We start from the raw sequence: 17,927 nt of genomic DNA on the forward strand, positions 1-17,927 counted from the left end.
TCTCAGTTGAAAGAGATGAAAGAATTAACCCGCCACATCGAAATTGCGCAGCGCGGTTCTAAAAGCATTAAAAGGGTTTAACAAGGCGTCAGCAATAATAATGGCAAAACCAATCCAATGAAAAAACGACGGTGCCCTATCTTCAACAAACCATAAGTAACTCATTAGTGCTGTGGCAAGTATCACAGCAAACACCGCCCAAAACAGATCCATTAAAAAAGCAAATGCACTTACATCACCGGCTTTTAGCATCTCAATAAACAAAATAACTACAGCCATTGAGATAAAAATATAACCAACGGTACCTTCTAAAGGAATCTGTAAATATTCAGTTCCCAATAAAAAAGCCACAATCAACAACATCCAAGGAATCTTACTAATCCAAACAAAAATACTAGAACTTGACGATACCGATACTTTAGAGCCCATAAAACAGTCCTTTAACTCAAACCTGAATTCATAAAAATGTAAACGAAACAGACATCAAAAAACACATACTATCTTATAATTCTGTTTTTAAACATAGACTCAACGCACTTAAAATGATCAAAAAGGTAGAACGTGTTAACCATATTAGTTTTAGGAATCATCATAACCACCGCTGCCATAGGCTTAATGTCATTGGCATTTCAACTAATGCGCAAAGTACCCAGCTTAGATAAGGCTCTTAACAACCGGGATGCCAACAAACGTATGCTGCAATTAACCTTAATAACTTATGCCAGTGGCATTATCATTACTATTTATTTAATGGCAACCTATCATCCGCAATAAAAATGGTTACTTGAATGCTTATTGGCAAGCCGAACTAACCGTGGCTTGCCAATAAAAATTACGAAAGAATGTTAGTCAAATATGGTCAGTCAAAATTAATAATTAAGTAGACTTATGAAAATTCAGGCAAAAAAAAACCCGCGAAGCAAAAGCAAGGCGGGTTTTAGGATATAAGCTTGGCAATGACCTACTCTCGCATGGGAACTCCCACACTACCATCGGCGCTAAGACGTTTCACTTCTGAGTTCGGAATGGGATCAGGTGGTTCCATCTTGCTATTGTCACCAAGCAATTTGGTGCTGGTGGCTGTCGTCTATTCTCTAGACAACAACCCCCAAAGTTCTTTATTTATTTGAAATAGATCTCATTTCATTCGGTAACACACATACACAAGGAGTAGATGCTCTCACATCCACCCTCTTACTGTTATTGATCATACTCAAGTGCGTATACCACAACTTCAAAGTCACTTTTGAGTTGTATAGTTAAGCCTCACGGGTAATTAGTACAAGTTAGCTTCATACATTACTGCACTTCCACACCTTGCCTATCAACGTCGTAGTCTCCAACGGCCCTTTAGAAGACTTATAGTCTAGGGAAAACTTATCTTGAGGCAGGTTTCCCGCTTAGATGCTTTCAGCGGTTATCCCTTCCGAACGTAGCTACCGGGCAATGCCATTGGCATGACAACCCGAACACCAGCGGTTCGTCCACTCCGGTCCTCTCGTACTAGGAGCAGCCCCTCTCAATTTTCCAACGCCCACGGCAGATAGGGACCGAACTGTCTCACGACGTTCTAAACCCAGCTCGCGTACCACTTTAAATGGCGAACAGCCATACCCTTGGGACCGACTTCAGCCCCAGGATGTGATGAGCCGACATCGAGGTGCCAAACACCGCCGTCGATATGAACTCTTGGGCGGTATCAGCCTGTTATCCCCGGAGTACCTTTTATCCGTTGAGCGATGGCCCTTCCACACAGAACCACCGGATCACTAGAACCTGCTTTCGCACCTGCTCGACGTGTCAGTCTCGCAGTCAAGCACCCTTTTACTCTTGCGCTCATTGCACGATGTCCGACCGTGCTGAGGGTACCTTCGCGCTCCTCCGTTACTCTTTAGGAGGAGACCGCCCCAGTCAAACTACCCACCATACACTGTCCCTGAGCAGGATTCACTGCTCTAGGTTAGAACCTCAACAATACCAGGGTGGTATTTCAAGGACGGCTCCACAAAAACTGGCGTTTCTGCTTCATAGCCTCCCACCTATCCTACACAGATAGTGTCAAAGTCCAGTGCAAAGCTGTAGTAAAGGTTCACGGGGTCTTTCCGTCTAGCCGCGGGTACGCAGCATCTTAACTGCGATTTCAATTTCGCTGAGTCTCGGGTGGAGACAGTGTGGCCATCATTACGCCATTCGTGCAGGTCGGAACTTACCCGACAAGGAATTTCGCTACCTTAGGACCGTTATAGTTACGGCCGCCGTTTACCGGGGCTTCGATCAAGAGCTTCGCTTGCGCTAACCCCATCAATTAACCTTCCGGCACCGGGCAGGCGTCACACCGTATACGTCATCTTTCGATTTTGCACAGTGCTATGTTTTTAGTAAACAGTTGCAGCCACCTGGTCTCTGCAACCCCCACTAGCTATTGGAGCAAGTCCTTTCACCGGCAGGGGCACACCTTCTCCCGAAGTTACGGTGTTATTTTGCCTAGTTCCTTCACCCGAGTTCTCTCAAGCGCCTTAGAATTCTCATCCTGACCACCTGTGTTGGTTTGGGGTACGATTCTCTATAACCTGAAGCTTAGAAGCTTTTCTTGGAAGCATGGCATCAATTACTTCGTCCAAAAGAGGACTCGTCATCAATTCTCAGTATTAAGAGCCCGGATTTGCCTAAGCTCTCTACCTACAATCTTAAACCAGGACAACCATCGCCTGGATAATCTAGCCTTCTCCGTCCCTCCATCGCAGTTATAAAAAGTGCAGGAATATTAACCTGCTTCCCATCGACTACGCTTCTCAGCCTCGCCTTAGGGGTCGACTAACCCTACGTCGATTAACGTTGCGTAGGAAACCTTGGTCTTTCGGCGAGGGAGCTTTTCACTCCCTTTATCGCTACTCATGTCAGCATTCGCACTCGTGATACCTCCAGGACACTTTCCAATGCCCCTTCGCAGGCTTACACGACGCTCCTCTACCATGCACTATGTGCATCCGCATCTTCGGTATATTACTTAGCCCCGTTAAATCTTCGGCGCAGGCCGACTCGATCAGTGAGCTATTACGCTTTCTTTAAAGGGTGGCTGCTTCTAAGCCAACCTCCTGACTGTCTAAGCCTTCCCACATCCTTTCCCACTGAGTAATATTTAGGGACCTTAGATGGCGGTCTGGGTTGTTTCCCTCTTGACTACGGACGTTAGCACCCGCAGTCTGTCTCCCATGATTGCACTTCTAGGTATTCGGAGTTTGCAATGGGCTGCTAATCCTTGACGGACCGCTAGACCATAACAGTGCTCTACCCCCTAGAGTGATACATGAGGCACTACCTAAATAGTTTTCGAGGAGAACCAGCTATCTCCGGGCTTGATTAGCCTTTCACTCCGATCCACAACTCATCCCCGCATTTTTCAACATACGTGGGTTCGGTCCTCCAGTACCTGTTACGGCACCTTCAACCTGGCCATGGATAGATCGCCCGGTTTCGGGTCTACACCATGCAACTAAACGCCCATTTAAGACTCGGTTTCCCTACGGCTCCCCTATTCGGTTAACCTCGCTACATAATGTAAGTCGCTGACCCATTATACAAAAGGTACGCAGTCACAGAACAAGTCTGCTCCTACTGCTTGTACGTACACGGTTTCAGGTTCTATTTCACTCCCCTTTAGGGGTTCTTTTCGCCTTTCCCTCACGGTACTGGTTCACTATCGGTCGGTAGAGAGTATTTAGCCTTGGAGGGTGGTCCCCCCATCTTCAAGCAGGATTTCTCGTGTCCCGCTCTACTCGTTTTCACTGATAAAAGAATTTTGTGTACGGGACTATCACCCTGTATCGTCAGACTTTCCAGACTGTTCTACTATTCTTATGTCAGCTTAAGGGCTGGTCCCCGTTCGCTCGCCGCTACTTAGGGAATCTCGGTTGATTTCTTTTCCTCAGGTTACTTAGATGTTTCAGTTCTCCTGGTTAGCCTCCCCTAAGGGATATCCTTTACGGATGGGTTTTCCCATTCGGAAATCCACGGATCAAAGCTTGTTTACTAGCTCCCCGTGGCTTATCGCAAGTTACTACGTCCTTCATCGCCTTCTACCGCCTAGGCATCCACCGTGTACGCTTAATCACTTAACTATACAACTCAAAAGTAACCTATTGGTTTGTCTTGTCCTTTTGTTTTGAACTCGCGCCCAAACAAGACCTTTTAAGTGCATACGCAACTAAGATTCTTCGCTGTCATGATATACGCTTGAGTATTCTCAATAATATATGTATGTTTTTACCTTTTACTTGGAGATCCAGGTTATTAACGTATTAATAACCTTTCTCTCCAGCATTTGCTACAAGCCGCTGGAAGGGCGACTTGCAACCCTTTTATGACATCTTGTCGGCGTCATAAAAGGTTCTCTTATGTTAAGGTTTAATTAACATTCGAGATCTATTCCAAATTTTTAAAGAACTTTAAGTACACTATCTTTCAGTACGAATACTGGCCAATACGACTTTTAATACACTCTGTCTAAACAGAATTTATTAAACGTAATATTGGTGGAGCTATGCGGGATCGAACCGCAGACCTCCTGCGTGCAAGGCAGGCGCTCTCCCAGCTGAGCTATAGCCCCAATATGGTGGGTCTGGGTGGATTTGAACCACCGACCTCACCCTTATCAGGGGTGCGCTCTAACCAACTGAGCTACAGACCCGGGTCGTTCATTTCTTCAGTAATTCAGAGACAATTTATGTGAAAGCTCGTCTAAGCTTGTAACCCTTGGTATATCTTAAAGGAGGTGATCCAGCCCCAGCTTCCGCTAGGGCTACCTTGTTACGACTTCACCCCAGTCATGAACCACAAAGTGGTAAGCGCCCTCCCGAAGGTTAAGCTACCTACTTCTTTTGCAATCCACTCCCATGGTGTGACGGGCGGTGTGTACAAGGCCCGGGAACGTATTCACCGCGACATTCTGATTCGCGATTACTAGCGATTCCGACTTCATGGAGTCGAGTTGCAGACTCCAATCCGGACTACGAGAAGTTTTTTGAGATTCGCGCACTGTCGCCAGTTGGCTGCTCTTTGTACTCCCCATTGTAGCACGTGTGTAGCCCATCCCATAAGGGCCATGATGACTTGACGTCGTCCCCGCCTTCCTCCGGTTTATCACCGGCAGTCTCATTAGAGTTCTCAACTAAATGGTAGCAACTAATGATAAGGGTTGCGCTCGTTGCGGGACTTAACCCAACATCTCACGACACGAGCTGACGACAGCCATGCAGCACCTGTGTTAGAGTTCCCGAAGGCACTTCTCCATCTCTGGAAAATTCTCTACATGTCAAGGGATGGTAAGGTTCTTCGCGTTGCATCGAATTAAACCACATGCTCCACCGCTTGTGCGGGCCCCCGTCAATTCCTTTGAGTTTTAATCTTGCGACCGTACTCCCCAGGCGGTCAACTTATCGCGTTAGCTTCGTTACTAATCTTTTTAATAAGACCAACAACTAGTTGACATCGTTTACGGCGTGGACTACCGGGGTATCTAATCCCGTTCGCTACCCACGCTTTCGCACCTCAGCGTCAGTTTTAGTCCAGGAAGGCGCCTTCGCCACTGATGTTCCTCCAGATATCTACGCATTTCACTGCTACACCTGGAATTCCCCTTCCCTCTACTAAACTCTAGACTAGCAGTATCAGATGCAGTTCCTAGGTTGAGCCCAGGGCTTTCACAACTGACTTACTAATCCGCCTACGCGCGCTTTACGCCCAGTAATTCCGAATAACGCTTGCACCCTCTGTATTACCGCGGCTGCTGGCACAGAGTTAGCCGGTGCTTCTTCTGAAGGTAACGTCAAACTAAGCAGGTATTAACTACTTAATCTTCCTCCCAACTGAAAGTGCTTTACAACCCGAAGGCCTTCTTCACACACGCGGTATGGCTGGATCAGACTTTCGTCCATTGTCCAATATTCCCCACTGCTGCCTCCCGTAGGAGTCTGGGCCGTGTCTCAGTCCCAGTGTGGCTGATCATCCTCTCAAACCAGCTAAAGATCGTCGCCTTGGTGAGCCATTACCTCACCAACTAGCTAATCTTACGCGGGCTCATCCTATAGCGAAACCTTTCATGAAGAGGGCTCCTTTACTCCGTAGAGCATATTCGGTATTAGCGTACGTTTCCATACGTTGTCCCCAACTATAGGGTAGATTCCCACGCGTTACTCACCCGTCCGCCACTCGTCAGCAAAATAAGTAAACTTATTTCCTGCTACCGTCCGACTTGCATGTGTTAAGCCTACCGCCAGCGTTCATTCTGAGCCAGGATCAAACTCTTCAGTTTAATCTTGCTGATATGTTTTGAGTCCATCTCTGGACTTATTACAACTCGGAATTGACAAGATTTTTGCATGGAAGAATTTCTTCTACCTATTACATAATTTTGTCGTTTCGAGATTTTTTATCGGGTCACTCACTTAGGGAGCTTCCACATAAATTATCTCTGAATTACCTGATTTTTAAAGAACTTAGGTCTCTTCGAGCCAGTTCGCGATGTTCTGCGTTTCTGTCTCGGTAAGCTGCGTATTGTAAGTGGTTCGTTCTAGGTTGTCAATAATTATTTCAAACTATTTTCAAACTCTTTTCTCAATACCAATAACATTACCGCTTCTTTCTTTCCTTTCCAACCCGCTTTTCGTTTTGCTTTTGCGTTTCGGTTGGAACGCCGCGTATTCTATCCATTTCACTTCACAGCGCAACCCCTTTCCCTCTCTTTTTTTGCTCTTTTTTGCTCTTTTTTGTCTTTTTCGTTTCGTTTTTGTGAATTCTTGCTCTTTCTACACCTTACTCAGGCTTTATCCACAGCTTTATGCACACTTTGCTTTGGCCAGGCCTGATTGATTTGGGTTTTATCGACAATTTAATTTACTGTTTTAAATGTGCAGGCGTTTGCTTGGAGTTGCATTTGGAGTTCAATATTGTGTGTTTGTGGCACAGTTAGCGTTATTTGCACTGTTTGAGTGTAGCGAACATTGATGATTTGCCCTTGATATCCGTCCAACCAATGCCGTATGGTTTGTTCTAATGCAAACGAACACTCTATTACATACTCTGTTGTATCAATTTGTTGCTGTATGGGCAAAACCTCCATGACCGCTTGGGCGGCTTGGCCATAGGCGCGCGTTAAACCGCCGGCGCCTAATTTGATTCCACCAAAATAACGCACGACAATAATCATAATGTCGCCAATACTTTTATGCTGTAACACGTTAAGAATGGGTTTGCCTGCCGTGCCAGAAGGTTCGCCATCATCGCCCATGCCTGCTGTTGATGCACATTGGGGGTCGCCGATAAGATACGCCCAGCAGTAATGCCGTGCATCGGGATAGTCTTTTTTTACCTGTTGTAACCATGCCATAGCCGATTCTCGATTGGTAATATGACTGGCAAGGGCGATAAAGCGGCTTTTTTTAATTTCAATTTGGGCTAATGCCGGTTCTAACGGAATGGAATACGCCATATGTTAGACCGGGGATAGCTTAACTTTAAACCAGAGCGCGTATAAAGCCGGCAGAAACAATAAGGTTAATAAGGTACCCACACCAATCCCACCAATTAACACATACGCCATTGGCCCCCAAAAGGTTGAGGTGGTTAAGGGGATAAACGCGAGCATTGCCGCAACCGCGGTTAGTAATACGGGTCGAGCGCGGCGAATCGTTGCATCAATCACCGCTTCTGCGGGTGCGTAGCCGTTTTTGAGATGGTCATCAATTTGGCCGGTTAGTATTAATGTATTGCGCATTAATATACCGGCCAAACCAATTAGACCCAGATTAGCAACAAAGCCAAACGGTTGATTAAACAGCAGCATGGCACTGACCGCTCCAATTAATCCTAAAGGTGCGGTTATCATCACCATAAATAACGTGCTAAACGATTTAACCAATAACATAATTAACAATGTCATGGCCAACAGCATCAATGGCATCATCGCTTGAATGGAGCTTTCGGCTTTGCTGGACTCTTCGACCGAACCGCCAACATCAATTCGATACCCAAACGGCAACGAATCGATTAGTGGTTGCATGTGCGCTTGAATTAACTGCGTGGCCACAGGCGGCTGCATGCCAGCCACCACATCGCTGTTCACTGAAATATACAATTCACGATTGCGACGTTCTAACAAAGGTTCTTCATAATGCACTTCAATCGTGGCCACCTGCTCTAATGGCAAAGTTTGGCCTAGTTTTGTTTTTAGCATGACACTACCCAGACTGTCGACATCCAGACGCGTTTGCGCATCGCCGCGCACCACTACGTTTACAGTGCGAATGGTTTCGCGGACTTGTGCAACAGGCATCCCCTGCAATTGAGCTTGCAACTGCTGATGAACCTCAGCGGGCGTTAAACCAATTTGCAATAAGCGCATTTTATCCATATTTAAATAGAGGCTTGGCACACGATCACCCCATTGCAAATGGGGATCAATGGCAAAGGCTTGTTGACCAATTAACTGCTTAAGGTCATTGGCAATCACACGCAATTGATTGGCATCCGGGCCAACGACTCTAAAAGTGACTGGCCAAATAACCGGCGGACCAAATAGCAGCGAATGCACACGAACTCGCGCCTCGGGAAAAGCGCCGGCTTGTATTTGCGCTTGCAGCTTGGCTTGCAGACGATCGCGTGCTGCGGCATCGGGTGTGACGACAATTATTTTGGCAAACGCGGGATTGGGCAGTTCGGGATTAAGCGCTAAGAAAAACCTGGGTGCACCGCGTCCTACATAACTCGACAACGACTTAACCTCTTCTTGACCATTAATAATGGCCTCCATACGCCGCGTCACTGCATCGGTGGCTTGAATGGATGAACCTTCTGGCAAGTAAATATCCACCATGAGTTCAGGACGATCAGAACTGGGAAAAAATTGTTTCACCACCGCTTTGTTCATGCCCACGGCCGCGACCACAAACAGTGCCAACGTCGCTAACACCACCCACACTTTATAACGAACACACGCGGTAATGATTTTTCGCAAGAGTTGATAGGGTTTAGTGTTATAGAGTGTGCTTACATGGTTTGCAGACGTACTAGGGCCATGGTTTTTTTGCACCAACAGCTTAACCCCTAAATACGGCGTAAAGTACACCGCGACAATCCAAGAAGCCATTAGGGTAATACCCAATACCCAAAAGATATTACCTGCGTATTCGCCCACTCGCGACTGCGCCAGGCCAATGGGTAAAAAGCCAACCACCGTAACCAAGGTGCCCACCAGCATTGGCGCGGCGGTTACGGTCCAAGAATAAGCGGCGGCCTTGGCTTTTTCCATGCCCTCTTCCATTTTAACCAACATCATTTCAATGGCGATAATGGCGTCGTCCACCAATAAACCCAGTGAGATAATCAATGCGCCTAAGGTAATACGGTCAAAGTTTAAACCTTGCAGATACATAAACAAAAAGGTCATGGCCAACGTAAGGGGTACGGCCAAAGAGACAATTAAACCCGCCCTTAAACCCAACGCCAGCAAACTAATCACCAACACCACCAATAAGGCGGTCATAAATTTAAGCTCAAATGTACTCACGGCACTGTGAATGGCATCGGCTTGATTGGTGATTTTGTCTAAATGCACACCCAATGGCAGTTGTGGTTGGTAAGCGGCTTCAAACGCTTGCAGATGTTTTTCAAGTTGCAAGCCATCGGTAGCGGGCGACATCACGACCCCTAAAATTAGGGTGGTTTCACCTCGATCACGTACTAAAAACTCGGGGGGATTGGCAAATCCGCGCACCACTTTGGCGACGTCTTGCAGCAACAACGTTTGTTCTCCCACCAAAATGGGCAATTGTTGTAGTTGCTCAATACGGTCAAAATAGGCGGTTGGCGGTGAATCGAATTCACCGCGCACGTAAAGTCGCGGCCCTGCCGTTTCAATAAACCCACCATCGGTTACTGTTAACTGAGCCTGAATTGCATTTTGCACCGCGCTGACACTTAAGCCGCGCGACTCTAGTGCCGATTTATCTAGGTCTATATAAAAGTGTTGTGGCTGTTCACCAATCAAATTGACTTTTTTAACGCCAGTTACCTGACGTAACGCCACTTGCATTTTATCGGCCTCTAACAACAGTTGATGTTGTGGCCACTTTGGCGCGGTTAAACTGTACAGCGTAAAATAAACGTCTTCAAAATCGTCGTTAAAAAACGGCCCTTGTACACCTTGGGGTAAACGCTGTGCTTCATCGCCCAACCGCTTACGAACCTGATAATACAAATCTTGCGCACTGCCTTTAGGCGTATTTTCGGCAAACGACACAATCATGTCCACCCGACCTGCGCGCGCTTTGGTTTCTACTCGATCAAAATATTCAATTTCTTCAAGTTTTTTTTCAAGCGGATCGGCTACTTGATTTTGCATCTGTTGTGCGGTGGCACCCGGCCACGTAGCGCTAACCAACATGGTATTTAAATTAAAACTTGGGTCTTCGGCACGCCCCATGTGCAAAAAAGCATACGCACCGGCAAGCGCCACCACCAGCATAAAATACAGCGTTAACGAACGCTCTTTTACCGCGTAAGCCGACACATTCCAGCGGTTCATCGCGCTTGCTCCTTAACGGCTTGGCCTTCGGTTAATAAATGCACGCCCAAAATAACAATGCTGTTTACGCCCTTAAAATCTCCTTCAAGCGGGCTTATCCAAGCCGATTCAGCCGACAGTGCTTGCACCTTAACCGCTTTACGCGTTACGTGGCCGTCTTGCACCACCCAAATAGAACTAAAATCACCCTGTTCGTACAACGCCGTGCTGGGAACTTGAAGCGTACTTTGTGACGCGCTTGACTGGATGACGCTATCAAAATGCAACGTCGCAGTTTGTCCTAAGCTCAGCAATGAGGCTTGCGCTTCGTTTAAAGCAAGCAAACTAAAGCGTGCTTCCCAGGTTCGACTCAGCGGATTGGCGACCGTCGCCAGCTCACGTAACTGCGCGTCATAGACCTGCGTTTGGCCGTACAAGGTTACTTTGGCGGTTTTGGGTAAGTCTTTTAGACGCGATTCGGGCACTTGCACGGCCACTTCATGGTGCCCTTGCAACGCCAAACGCACCACCGTTTGCCCCACGGTCACCACCGTACCGGGTTCAGCGTTAACCGCGACAACATTGGCCAGGCCTGGTGAACTTAAGGTGGTGTAATTGAGTTGATTTTGCGCTTGTTGTTCTTGTAAACGCTGCGACTTTAAATGCGATTCTAATACGCTCACTTGATTTTGCGCTTGCTCTACCGCTTGTTGGGACACCAAATTACGCTTAAACAAGGTTTTTAAGCGCGAGTATTCGTTGTTGGCTAAGCTAAGCTCAGACTGGGTGGCCTTGATATTAGCCATCGCCACCTGCAACGCCAATTGATAATCTTGTGGATCTAAGCGCATCAATGGCGAATTAGCCGCCACCACATCGCCGACATTCACCAAGCGTTGTACCACTTTACCACTCACTCTAAACGCCATATCGGGACTGTAACGCGCCACCACAATGCCGCTTAAAGTTGGCAAAGTGGCGTTAGCTTGACTTTGCACCTGCATGGTTTTAACCACAAGCACGAGCTTGTCCACCGCTTGACTGGTGGGTTCTTCGCAGCCATGCAAGCTCAACACCAGCGTGGTCAAAAACATCCCTTTGATGAACAAAGTAAAACCGTTTGTTACCGCATGCTTAAAGCGCATTTGTGTTTCCTTTTGCCCTTTAAAGGGCTTACAAGAGTGACCAGGCCTGGTCACTCTATAATTATAATGAGACCTTTGCACGAGTCAGGTGCGAAAGAAAAATAGGCGTAAGTACCCCTTGAGGGTAAAAAATTTGCCTGATTGCGGCGGAAACCGCAGTGAATAGCGAGCTATTCACAAGTTTTTCAACAAAAATCAGGTGAATTTTAACCATTTTTATTCGTGCATTGACTCGTGCAAAGGTCTCAATGATGCTTATTTATTAAAGAGTTGATTCACCCATTACTTACCAATGCAAAACGAGGTAAAGATGCGCCCCAACAGGTCATCGGAGGTAAAACGTCCGGTAATTTCGGCCAAAGCTTCTTGCGCTAAACGCAAATCTTCGGCCAACAACTCGCCCGCCGCAAAGTGTTCTAACTGCATTTTGCCGTTAAGTGTCCAATCTAATGCGCTTTGCAAGGCGTCCAAATGGCGTTTACGCGCCATAAACACGCCCTCGGCGGTTTGTGTAAAGCCCATCTCGATTTTTAAATGCTCTTTAAGCAAATCCAACCCCAAATGCTGCTTAGCCGAAATCCAAATCACCGTTTCTTCATGCCCCGACGCTGTGTTTTTATCCACCTTTTGCACGCGAGGTAGTTCGTTAATTAAATCAATTTTATTGCGAATCAAGGTCACCGGAATGTGGCGCGGCAAGCGATCTAAAATAGCCTGATCTTCATTATCAATCGACTCGCCGGCTTGTACCATCACTAAAATTCGGTCGGCGTTTTCAATGGCTTGCCAAGCGCGTTCTATGCCAATTTTTTCGACCTTATCCACCGCTTCGCGCAAGCCAGCCGTGTCTAATATGTGCAAGGGCATGCCGTCAATTTGAATCTCTTCTTTCAAAATATCGCGTGTTGTGCCGGCCATGTCGGTGACAATGGCGCTGTCTTTGCCCGACAACGCGTTAAGGAGACTCGATTTTCCGGCATTGGGGCGACCTAAAATGACCACCGACATACCCTCACGCAATAACACGCCTTGTTGCGCCGAAGCAAAAACCTTATGCAGTCGCCCTAAAATATGCTCAAGTTGGCCTGCAACTTTGCCATCCGTTAAAAAATCAACCTCTTCTTCGGGAAAATCAATGGCGGCTTCGACGTAAATCCGCAAACCGATTAACTCTTCAACCAAGATATTTATTTCCCGCGAAAAATCGCCTTGCAAAGAGCGTAACGCACTGCGCGCCGCTTGGTCGGACGACGCTTCAATTAAATCGGCAATGGCCTCGGCTTGTGCCAAATCGAGTTTGTCGTTCATAAAAGCTTGTTTTGAAAACTCACCCGGCTGCGCCATGCGCGCACCCAACTCAATCACTCGGTTTAACAACCATTGCAACACCACCGGGCCGCCGTGCCCTTGCAGCTCTAACACGTCTTCGCCAGTAAACGAGTGTGGATTAGCAAAAAACAGCGCAATGCCTTTGTCTAACACCGCACCATCGGCGGCATAAAATGCGCCGTAATGAGCGTAACGCGGTTTGGGAATTTTGCCCAATACCGCTTGGGCAATGTGCGCGGTATGTTTGCCCGACACACGCACAATGCCTACGCCACCGCGTCCTGGCGCGGTGGCAATAGCGGCTATGGTGTCTAGGTTGTCGTATTCCATGCGTTTTCCTAATAATCCTAATGGATAGAGTGGTGCTGTTAGCATAAAGCTCATGTCATTTTACCAACAAAAAACGCCCATTAAGGGCGCTTTTTGTGGTCAATATTCACATGATAATAATGCGTTTAACTGTGCTTCACGGTGTAAAGAGTGGTGGTTTTCACCTCGGTAATAAACGGCTTTTGCGCATACAGCTCAAGGGTTTTTTCTAACATTTTTTTAGAACGAAAGGTCAACTCTTCAGCGTCGTCATTTACCTTAAACGACAACACATATAACGGCTCACCGGTTGGCGCGCTGTTGGTTTGCACGCTCTGGCTGGCCGATGTCGCGTCTAAAGGACGGTAACCATCGGCGGTTTTGTAGCACAAAGGCGTCGTGCCATCTGCCACAATGTACTCTACTTTGCCGTACATAGGATGGTCGATGCCAGGTTTTTGATAGGATAATTGCATGTTGATGTCCTTTGATTACTTCTCTTCGCCAGCTTCAATTTTTTTGGTGATGTACCATTGCTGAGCGACCGATAAAATGTTGTTGACCACCCAGTACAAAACTAAGCCCGCTGGGAACCACAAGAAGAAAATGGTAAAAATAAACGGCAATAACTTCATGACTTTCTGTTGGGTTTCGTCCATCATCGCTGACGGATTAAGCTTTTGCTGAATGAACATGGTAATCCCCATAATCACAGGCAAAATAAAGTACGGATCTTGTGCGGATAAGTCTTCAATCCACAACATAAACGGTGCTTGACGCATCTCGACCGAATACAACAACACCCAATACAGTGCAATAAACACCGGCATCTGAATAAAGATAGGCAGACAACCGCCCAACGGGTTAATCTTTTCTTCTTTGTAAAGCTTCATCATTTTTTGCTGAAAGATAACCTTGTCGTCGCCGTAGTTTTCTTTAAGCTGCTGCAGTTTAGGCTGAAACTTCTTTAAACGCGCCATTGAGCGATAACTGGTTTCGGATAACTTATAAAACACCAGTTTAATCAACAACGTTAACAATATAATCGCCACACCCCAGTTGCCTACTAACGCATAAATTTGCGCCAATATCCAAAATAATGGCTCGGCTAGGATGGTTAAAATTCCATAATCAATCGTAAGTTCTAAACCTGGAGCAATTTCAGCTAATACATCCTGTTTTTCAGGTCCAATGTAAATTTGTGAACTTAACGTCCCTACTTGACCTGGAGCCACCTCAACTAGAGGTTCTACCAATCCTACTGCAAAACGATCATCGCCCACTGGCTTTGCATAATAGACGTTTTGTGCAGTTTGATTAGGCACTAAAGCCGCTAAAAAATATTGTTGAATCATCGCCGCCCAACCGCCGGTTACATTACGACCCACAATTTCTTGAGTGGTTAAATCGTCAAACGAGTGCTTAACATACTTTTCTTCGGCATTGCCATCGTACAACACCGGACCGGTGTAGGTGTACATCATAAAATTGTCGTCGGGATTAAAACGATTGCGCACCAATTGCGAATACAAACTACCCGACCAGGCCTGGTCGGTTTGGTTTTCAACCTTGTAATCGACCGTAATAAGGTAATCACCCTTTTTGAACGTATAGGTTTTAGTTACCTTTACGCCGTCTTGTTGCCACGTCATGGGCACCACTAAAGTATCACCACTTATGATGTACTCTGATTTTTCTACTGTGTAACGTGCTTTATGATTAGGCGCTGGCAAGGTAGCTTTGGGTTGTGTTGCAATGCCGTTTTGTGCCATAAATATAAGCGCGCCACTGTCGCTCATTAACTGAAATGGCTGTGTATGATCTTTGCTTCCACCATATTCTAGTAAACGCGCTTCACGAATATCACCACCCACGGTGTCAATGATTAAATCTAAGGTGTCGGTGGTGACTTTAATGCGAGAACCTTGCTCAACCACGTTTTGTAAAGTGGGCACTGCACTGTTGCTCACAACGCCTGTATTGGCGCCAGGCACGTCCAATGCAGGCGCGACTTGACCCTGAACAGCCGAAGACGACTGTGCCAGAGGATCTACTTTGGGCGCTGAAAACTGCGTCCATTGAAGCCAAATCCACGTTAACGTAAACGCCAGCGCTAACCACCAAAACGATTTCATGTTCATGAGCAATAAACCTTTTGAATCTTTTTTAAATTCTTTAAATTAACATTAAGAAACGTTAGACAGGATTGACATTAAGAGACCTTTGCACGAATGAATGCGAAAATATCTCATTAAGTTCGATCTTTAAACCCACTGTGGCGTATTTTACGAATTAAATGTAAAAAGCTCGTGTGCAGAGTTTCACTGTCAATGTCCTGCATTCCCTTGCGTCCTAAAACGACAATATCATAACCACTTAAAGACTCTTTATGTAGTCTAAATGCTTCGCGGGCAATTCTTTTTACCCGGTTACGCCATACCGCGCGCTGAAGCTGCTTTTTAGCTACGGCCAATCCTAAACGAGCTATGGGCTCGTGGTTAGGTCGAACAATCAACGTCCAGTTGCGATTGGCAAACTTTTCGGCCTGTGCAAACACATGTTGAAATTCTTTTGGGGCAAGTAAACGATACGATTTAGAAAATCCATTAGATAAATCAGGCTTATTAACTTTATTAACCTTAGTAAGCAAAGACTTAGCGTATTTTTTTGGATTTAGAGTGGTGTTATCTATTGATGTCTTAAGGGGTAACGCGGAGGGTGAGTCTGGTTGAGTTGAGTGTTCGATATGTGAAGTCATTAACCCACCAGACTGAGTTTCTGCGTGATTTTTAGTTCAGGAGCGAACTAAAAATCACCAACAGAAATTATACAGTTAAGCTTTTGCGGCCTTTAGCACGACGCGCGGCTAAAACTTTACGACCGTTTTTAGTCGCCATACGAGCACGGAAACCGTGAGTACGTGCGCGCTTGATAACACTTGGCTGATAAGTACGTTTCATGTCAATTTTCCTTAAAAATTCTATTCCGCAATCGGAAAACCCGGAATTATATAGATTAATCAACAATAAAACAAATTAATTAACCGGCATTTTACAAAATTATCGTGGCAAGCAGGGTAAAAATGCATGAATGAACCTTTTCTGCCCACATAACCCCGTTTAAAACCTGTCTTTAAACTGCTTAAAACTGCTTTTATCCCGGGCTTAATGTTACAAAAGCGACCACAATATAACGCGCCAATTTACCTACGGTTACCAACAGCAAAAACCAACCTATGTTCACTTTAAGCAAACCGGCCACCACCGTAAGCGGGTCGCCAATAACGGGCACCCAAGCCAATAATAAACTCCACGTGCCGTAGGTTTTAAAATGCTGTTGCGCGCTTTCAAGCTTGGCGGGAGGCACTTTTAAAACATTGCTCACCAAATAAGTACCGCCCCAAAACCCTAAAGCGTAATTTGTTAAAGACCCCAATACATTGCCTAGCGTGGCCACGGCCACTAATGAAACTGGGTCAAGGCCATTTAACAGCAAAACACTTAACACCACTTCAGAGCCCAATGGCAGAATGGTGGCGGCTAAAAAAGACGCCAAAAAAAGTCCCATCATGCCAAATTCAAGCCAGGTTTCCATTTTTAACCACATCCATTTGTTAAACTTAACGCTTATTTTAAACGCGCAACAGTGACCATAATGCCCGAACTGATTTTTATATACGAAGTATTAACCTATTTACTGACCGGTGCCATCGCTGGATTGGCCGCGGGACTGCTGGGCATTGGCGGTGGTTTGCTTATCGTACCGGTATTAAGCACGGTTTTTTTAATTTTTTTGAACATAACCGACGTTGTGCATTTGGCTATTGGCACCTCGTTAGCCACTATTATTATTACCTCTTATGCCTCGGTCAAAGCCCATCACCAAAAAGAGGCTGTGCGTTGGGACATTGTTAAAATGATGAGTTTGGGGGTGTTGGCTGGCGCATTTTTAGGCGGTTGGGGCTCACAATTTGTAGCTTCAAATTATTTGGGCATGATTTTTGGTGGGCTTGAACTCATCATTGCTGTTTATATGTTGCTTAATATCAAACCCAGCCCACAAAGAAATCTACCAGGCCTGGTTACTAACAATGTAGTTGGCGGCACTATTGGTGCAGTGTCTTCACTGGTGGGCATTGGTGGCGGCACGCTCACAACACCTTACTTAGTCTGGAACAATATTCATATTCACCATGCCATTGCCACCTCGGCCGCCATCAGTATACCGGTGGCCGTGGCGGGCAGTATTGGGTTTATTATCGCTGGCTTAAACACCCCCAATTTACCACCCTACACCACCGGCTATATCTATTGGCCTGCTTTTTTTGGCATTGTATTGGCTAGCTACTTTACCGCCCCCATTGGGGCACGCTGGGCTCACCGCTTGCCTGTTTTGACTCTTAAACGACTGTTTGCTGGCTTGCTGATATTGCTCGCTATAAAAATGTTATTTTTTATTTAATTTAACAACTGGATAAAATCATTTATTTACATAGGGTTAATTATAAAAAAACACCACTTATCCACACAACTTATGCACAAGGTTATCCACAGATTGTGGCTTGGTATTAAAGTTATTCACAGGTA

Annotated in this window: 11 protein-coding genes, 2 tRNA genes and 3 rRNA genes; 1 reads left to right on the forward strand and 15 read right to left on the reverse strand. The window is 46.0% G+C overall.

What is annotated here, in order from left to right; translation table 11 throughout:
* Positions 1–24 precede the first annotated feature (24 nt).
* From EP181_RS11160 to EP181_RS11235, 15 genes are all read right to left on the reverse strand, one after another.
* Positions 25–429 (reverse strand): hypothetical protein, encoded by a 405-nt coding sequence (locus tag EP181_RS11160; protein WP_127471701.1) that lies wholly within the window; start codon positions 427–429, stop codon positions 25–27.
* A 519-nt stretch (positions 430–948) separates the two neighbouring features.
* Positions 949–1,063 (reverse strand): 5S ribosomal RNA (gene rrf, locus EP181_RS11170).
* Positions 1,064–1,255: 192 nt separating this feature from the next.
* A 23S ribosomal RNA gene (locus EP181_RS11175) occupies positions 1,256–4,118 on the reverse strand.
* A 412-nt stretch (positions 4,119–4,530) separates the two neighbouring features.
* A tRNA-Ala gene (locus tag EP181_RS11180) sits at positions 4,531–4,606 on the reverse strand.
* 4 nt (positions 4,607–4,610) lie between these two features.
* Positions 4,611–4,687 (reverse strand) — tRNA-Ile (locus tag EP181_RS11185).
* 77 nt (positions 4,688–4,764) lie between these two features.
* Positions 4,765–6,310, reverse strand: a 16S ribosomal RNA gene (locus EP181_RS11190).
* Together the 16S, 23S and 5S rRNA genes with 2 tRNA genes alongside form the textbook arrangement of a ribosomal RNA operon.
* A 576-nt stretch (positions 6,311–6,886) precedes the next feature.
* Positions 6,887–7,486, reverse strand: coding sequence for a YigZ family protein (locus EP181_RS11195; protein WP_127471703.1), 600 nt, complete (start codon positions 7,484–7,486; stop codon positions 6,887–6,889).
* 3 nt (positions 7,487–7,489) lie between these two features.
* A complete protein-coding gene (locus tag EP181_RS11200; protein WP_127471704.1) occupies positions 7,490–10,579 on the reverse strand; it encodes an efflux RND transporter permease subunit in 3,090 nt (1,029 codons plus the stop codon).
* A complete protein-coding gene (locus tag EP181_RS11205) occupies positions 10,576–11,703 on the reverse strand; it encodes an efflux RND transporter periplasmic adaptor subunit (RefSeq protein ID WP_127471705.1) in 1,128 nt (375 codons plus the stop codon). Before EP181_RS11205 ends, EP181_RS11200 begins: the two co-directional genes overlap by 4 nt.
* Positions 11,704–11,985: 282 nt before the next feature.
* Positions 11,986–13,362, reverse strand: coding sequence for a tRNA uridine-5-carboxymethylaminomethyl(34) synthesis GTPase MnmE (gene mnmE, locus EP181_RS11210; protein WP_127471920.1), 1,377 nt, complete (start codon positions 13,360–13,362; stop codon positions 11,986–11,988).
* A gap of 125 nt (positions 13,363–13,487) precedes the next feature.
* Positions 13,488–13,817, reverse strand: a complete 330-nt coding sequence (locus tag EP181_RS11215; protein ID WP_127471706.1) for a hypothetical protein — start codon at positions 13,815–13,817, stop codon at positions 13,488–13,490.
* Between the two features lie 15 nt (positions 13,818–13,832).
* Entirely contained in the window at positions 13,833–15,482 is a 1,650-nt protein-coding gene (yidC, locus tag EP181_RS11220) for a membrane protein insertase YidC (protein ID WP_127471707.1), read from the reverse strand.
* 110 nt (positions 15,483–15,592) lie between these two features.
* The gene (gene rnpA, locus EP181_RS11225; protein WP_127471708.1) at positions 15,593–16,099 is read right to left on the reverse strand and encodes a ribonuclease P protein component; all 507 of its coding nucleotides are present in this window, start codon (positions 16,097–16,099) and stop codon (positions 15,593–15,595) included.
* Between the two features lie 67 nt (positions 16,100–16,166).
* A complete protein-coding gene (rpmH, locus tag EP181_RS11230) occupies positions 16,167–16,301 on the reverse strand; it encodes a 50S ribosomal protein L34 (protein WP_127471709.1) in 135 nt (44 codons plus the stop codon).
* Positions 16,302–16,494: 193 nt separating this feature from the next.
* Complete coding sequence (locus tag EP181_RS11235; protein WP_127471710.1) at positions 16,495–16,935, reverse strand: YqaA family protein; 441 nt, start codon at positions 16,933–16,935, stop codon at positions 16,495–16,497.
* 60 nt (positions 16,936–16,995) lie between these two features.
* On the opposite strand from EP181_RS11235, the gene EP181_RS11240 reads away from it, so the two are divergent.
* On the forward strand, positions 16,996–17,802 hold the full coding sequence (locus EP181_RS11240) for a sulfite exporter TauE/SafE family protein (protein ID WP_127471711.1): 807 nt from the start codon (positions 16,996–16,998) through the stop codon (positions 17,800–17,802).
* Positions 17,803–17,927 lie beyond the last annotated feature (125 nt).

The sequence above is a fragment of the Thiomicrorhabdus aquaedulcis genome (genome assembly GCF_004001325.1).
In the GTDB taxonomy this organism is placed as follows: Bacteria; Pseudomonadota; Gammaproteobacteria; order Thiomicrospirales; family Thiomicrospiraceae; genus Thiomicrorhabdus; species Thiomicrorhabdus aquaedulcis.

Bases quoted from the DNA above. Each gene is read 5' to 3' on its own strand.
- EP181_RS11160 (WP_127471701.1), bottom strand. From the start codon at position 429: ATGGGCTCTAAAGTATCGGTATCGTCAAGTTCTAGTATTTTTGTTTGG.
- EP181_RS11195 (WP_127471703.1), bottom strand. From the start codon at position 7,486: ATGGCGTATTCCATTCCGTTAGAACCGGCATTAGCCCAAATTGAAATT.
- EP181_RS11200 (WP_127471704.1), bottom strand. From the start codon at position 10,579: ATGAACCGCTGGAATGTGTCGGCTTACGCGGTAAAAGAGCGTTCGTTA.
- EP181_RS11205 (WP_127471705.1), bottom strand. From the start codon at position 11,703: ATGCGCTTTAAGCATGCGGTAACAAACGGTTTTACTTTGTTCATCAAA.
- mnmE (WP_127471920.1), bottom strand. From the start codon at position 13,362: ATGGAATACGACAACCTAGACACCATAGCCGCTATTGCCACCGCGCCA.
- EP181_RS11215 (WP_127471706.1), bottom strand. From the start codon at position 13,817: ATGCAATTATCCTATCAAAAACCTGGCATCGACCATCCTATGTACGGC.
- yidC (WP_127471707.1), bottom strand. From the start codon at position 15,482: ATGAACATGAAATCGTTTTGGTGGTTAGCGCTGGCGTTTACGTTAACG.
- rnpA (WP_127471708.1), bottom strand. From the start codon at position 16,099: ATGACTTCACATATCGAACACTCAACTCAACCAGACTCACCCTCCGCG.
- rpmH (WP_127471709.1), bottom strand. From the start codon at position 16,301: ATGAAACGTACTTATCAGCCAAGTGTTATCAAGCGCGCACGTACTCAC.
- EP181_RS11235 (WP_127471710.1), bottom strand. From the start codon at position 16,935: ATGGAAACCTGGCTTGAATTTGGCATGATGGGACTTTTTTTGGCGTCT.
- EP181_RS11240 (WP_127471711.1), top strand. From the start codon at position 16,996: ATGCCCGAACTGATTTTTATATACGAAGTATTAACCTATTTACTGACC.